Genomic DNA, 3,382 nt, shown 5'->3' with positions numbered 1-3,382 from the left:
CACCGGCGGACCGGAGGGCGACACCCTGGTCCGCCGCGCCGCCCGCATCGCCGACCGCAATCTCCCTTGACACCGCCGCCGCAGCGCGCTGCCCTTGGGGCGCCGAGGACCGCGTAGAACGTCAGGAGGAGCGGCTTGCGGTCATCGTGCGGTCCATGTGAGGTGTCCTTGAAACAACACACCCGGCCGACAGACAGAGAAGTGGCCTAGGAGGAAAGGTGCCCTGTGCCCACCAGCAGGTCGTGCCATTCTTCGGCGGTCGTATCAGGGCGCTTGGCCTGAATGAAGGTCAGGAAGCTCTGTTCGAGATCGAGGGCTTCGCTGGCGGGCATCACCGCCATCGCACGGGCAATGATCACTGCGAGTTCGCGGACCTCGAAGACGGTCATCGCGATTCCCCTCGAGAGGGTACGGATGAGTCCGGGCTAGGACTGCATGCTGGTGAGCGAGTACCGTCACTGGGCTCGGCGGATGAGCGGCAGGACCGTTCGGAATCCCAGTCGAATGCGATGACGTAGCGGCGGCCGCCCCTGAAGCGGAGCGGCTCGTGCACATCCCCCACCAACTGCGTCAGCATGTGCTCGACCTCGGCGTGGTTGCGCAGTTCGACCCGGTCGAGCGGGATCGGCCGGTAGCCGACGATGCGGCCGAAGCCGGAGGCGATGATGGCGGCGGTGAGCAGGTCCTGCGGTGCCACCGTGAGAGTGCCTGCTTCGGTGCCGTCCGGATGAAAGTGCGTCAAGTCCTCGGCTCCCCAGAGCCAGATGCTGTAGGCGGGTTCCTGCCCACATGGGTGCTCGTAGTCGAACCGGACAGCACCGGGCTCGTTGCGCACCACGAAGTCGATTTTGTTGGAGGAGATCGTCTCGCTACCAGAGGCCATGTCGTTCCTTTCCCGGGAGTACAGGGCAGAGCTCGGTCGGGTGGCGGGTTCACTGATGCACGGAGCCGCGGTGGAGCCGCGCTGGAGCCCTGGTCGTCGGCCGCGCAAGGCACACGGCGACTGTCGGAGGAGGCCGTCGGCGTCGGTGCGCGGCCCAGGCCGCCGCAGGCGTGAGGTTGGCGAGATGCGGTGTCAGGCTCCCGCTTCCACGGCGGCGGCTACCGGGATCTCGGTGGTACGGCACCCGTAGGGAGAGCAGCCTGGCGGGTTCTCCAGGTAGGCGATCAGTTCAGTGTCGACATCGACGCCAGGGCCGAGATCGAGCCTGCCTTGGCGTGCCTTCCACTCGGCCGCGCTCAGCCTGTCGATCGGGGCCTCGTCGAGCGGAACATGTGAACGGTGGAGATAGGCCGTGCCGCGCAGTGGTGTGCCTGCGGCGGGGTGTCCGTGGCGCAGCAGTTCATCGACTTTGCAGGCGTCGGCCCATTCCTCGGGGCTGTCGCGTCTGAGTTCGCGCCAGGCGGCATTGCCATGAAACGGGCATCCAATGCACGCCGACCTTGGGGTATCTCCGAGTCCCCAGTTCGTCAACAATTCGGCGCAGTCGGTTCGTGTGAGACCTTTTTCGATGAGAGGGTATTCCATTGTGGTGTGGTCGGGGCCGCCTTCCAGCACTCTCCGCTGCTCGTCTGCACTGAACCCGATGAATTGTATGGCGCGGCGGCCGGCTGGCGCTGACCCGATCCGCCCGTTAGCGGATATTGGCGCACCTAGAATTGCCCGGACGGCTTTGTCGATGGGCTGGACCTTGTAGTGGGCAGTGCATTGCCGCTTCAAGATTCCTTTTCGGCCGTGCTGGGTGCGGATGTGTAGCGGCATCGAGGCGTAGTGCCCATGCAGGCGGACCGCGTCACGGCGTATGTTGCCGACGCTCACATGGACCAGGGGGATGCCGGCCTCGCGCGCGACCAGGCGATTCAGGCGGTCCAGGTGTCGGTAGGTGGCTCGGCGTTCCCAGCCGGTGTCAGCGAAGATCGCCACATCTGGGCGTGGGAACAGGCCATCGGCGGCGCCGGCGAGCAGAGTCGACGATTGGACTCCGGCGCCCAGGTTCAAGATGTACGGAGAGCGGCTCAGGGCAATGTCGCGCAGGTGTTTCAGCAGTCGGGCCGGGATCCCGAGAACGGAATCAGGCGGTGCCCGGAAAGTAGTGACAGCCATGGCGGGCAACCTCCTCGCCGCTGGTGGAGCGGGCGGTAGGGGCAGATGGCTGGACATGGACGCGCAGACCTCTTGGCGGCGCGGTGTGCCTGGCGGGAATGCAGGGGGCGTCGTGGTGAGCCCGAAACAGGAGGGCGTCAGGCGGCGAGGGGGCGTAGCAGAGCTGCGCTGCTGTATAGGGACTCTGGCGCTTGGACGATCGGGAGTTCGTGCCAGACGCCGCCGATGCGCACCCGCAGCCCGTGTGCTGGTTGGGCATGAACGGAGGCAGAAGGTGCAATACGGTCAAGACGGTCCACCTCGACGGTGCCGGGATAGCCCCGGTTGTTGAGACGGGCCGCTAGTTGAGCGGTGAAGTGCGCGTCGCCAACCAACTCCGCCAGCAGCTCTTCCAAGGCGGCGGGGATGTGGGGGATGGCCTGAGCAAAGGTGATCACCATCATCGGCTCCTTCGGGCTTGAGTGCCTGGCCGGGAATCGGTCCCGGCCAGGCCGCGGACGTCATCCGGTGAAGCGGACCTCCAGCTCCTCGGCATGCTCCGCAGCGGCGGCCTTGGCGGCCCTCGTGTCCATGAGTTCGGCGCACTCCTCTTCGGTCAGTACGTCCAGCAGCAAGGCGATCTGGTCGGTCATCGGTGCCTCCGGGTCTTGGGGTCGGCGTCAACGAGCTCCGCTCGGCACGCCGCCGGGGCCGGGTCAAGGGTGCTGTTCCCTTGACCCGGCCCCGGCGGCGTGCTGCCCTCTGGGCGTTGATGCCGATCCCCGGAACCTGGCTACGGCCGCTGATTCGGCCTGGCGCAACACCCCGTCGATGCGTGGAAGGCGGCTATTCGTGCAGGGACAGCAGCTCAGCCGCGACCTCTTGGAATCGTGCCTCGGTCATGTGACCGTCGAGGCCGTCGCCGTAGGTTCGTCTCACTTTGTGCGGATCGTGGATTGCCTCCTGCACGCTGGTTCCGAGCCCAGAGACGCACGGCCATAGCGGTAGTGGAAGAAGTAGTAGCGTCCGTCTTCGAGTTACCCCTCGTACTGCGTCGGCGCGGCGTTCGAGGTGAGGTTCCGCTTCTCTCGGATGTCGGCGAATTCATCCATGGACGAACCTCTTTTCATGTAGGCGGGTGAAGGACCGGGCCGGGGTGTTGAGGTGGCGCTGGGTGGAGGTGGGCCGAAGCGCGTAATCGGCGGTCGGGTGGGCGGCGAAAACGGCGAAGCCGACCCCCGCGGCGCAAGTGAGGGAGTGATCGTAAGAGGGTAGTGGAGGGGTGGTGGGTACCTGTAG

Annotated in this window: 5 protein-coding genes; all 5 read right to left on the bottom strand. The window is 66.1% G+C overall.

From position 1 onward, the window contains the following. Window positions 1-206 precede the first annotated feature (206 nt). Complete coding sequence (locus AB0C84_RS45610) at window positions 207-389, bottom strand: hypothetical protein (RefSeq protein WP_361079060.1); 183 nt, start codon at window positions 387-389, stop codon at window positions 207-209. Beyond that, on the bottom strand, window positions 386-883 hold the full coding sequence (locus AB0C84_RS45605; protein ID WP_361079057.1) for a hypothetical protein: 498 nt from the start codon (window positions 881-883) through the stop codon (window positions 386-388). The genes AB0C84_RS45610 and AB0C84_RS45605 overlap by 4 nt, the downstream gene beginning before the upstream one ends. Window positions 884-1,075: 192 nt before the next feature. Continuing rightward, entirely contained in the window at window positions 1,076-2,104 is a 1,029-nt protein-coding gene (locus tag AB0C84_RS45600; RefSeq protein ID WP_361079054.1) for a hypothetical protein, read from the bottom strand. Window positions 2,105-2,241: 137 nt separating this feature from the next. Further along, the gene (locus AB0C84_RS45595) at window positions 2,242-2,547 is read right to left on the bottom strand and encodes a hypothetical protein (RefSeq protein WP_361079052.1); all 306 of its coding nucleotides are present in this window, start codon (window positions 2,545-2,547) and stop codon (window positions 2,242-2,244) included. Window positions 2,548-2,604: 57 nt separating this feature from the next. After that, window positions 2,605-2,736, bottom strand: coding sequence for a hypothetical protein (locus AB0C84_RS45590; protein WP_361079049.1), 132 nt, complete (start codon window positions 2,734-2,736; stop codon window positions 2,605-2,607). Between the last annotated feature and the right edge of the window lie 646 nt (window positions 2,737-3,382).

Origin of the sequence: Actinomadura sp. NPDC048955 (genome assembly GCF_040649435.1) — a bacterium.
Classification (GTDB): Bacteria; Actinomycetota; Actinomycetes; order Streptosporangiales; family Streptosporangiaceae; genus Spirillospora; species Spirillospora luteofluorescens.
Note: the sequence above shows the minus strand (reverse complement) of the source record. Positions and strands in the feature narration are given on the sequence as shown.

Coding starts and splice junctions, on each gene's coding strand:
- AB0C84_RS45605 (WP_361079057.1), bottom strand. CDS start 883: ATGGCCTCTGGTAGCGAGACGATCTCCTCCAACAAAATCGACTTCGTG.
- AB0C84_RS45600 (WP_361079054.1), bottom strand. CDS start 2,104: ATGGCTGTCACTACTTTCCGGGCACCGCCTGATTCCGTTCTCGGGATC.
- AB0C84_RS45590 (WP_361079049.1), bottom strand. CDS start 2,736: ATGACCGACCAGATCGCCTTGCTGCTGGACGTACTGACCGAAGAGGAG.
- AB0C84_RS45595 (WP_361079052.1), bottom strand. CDS start 2,547: ATGATGGTGATCACCTTTGCTCAGGCCATCCCCCACATCCCCGCCGCC.
- AB0C84_RS45610 (WP_361079060.1), bottom strand. CDS start 389: ATGACCGTCTTCGAGGTCCGCGAACTCGCAGTGATCATTGCCCGTGCG.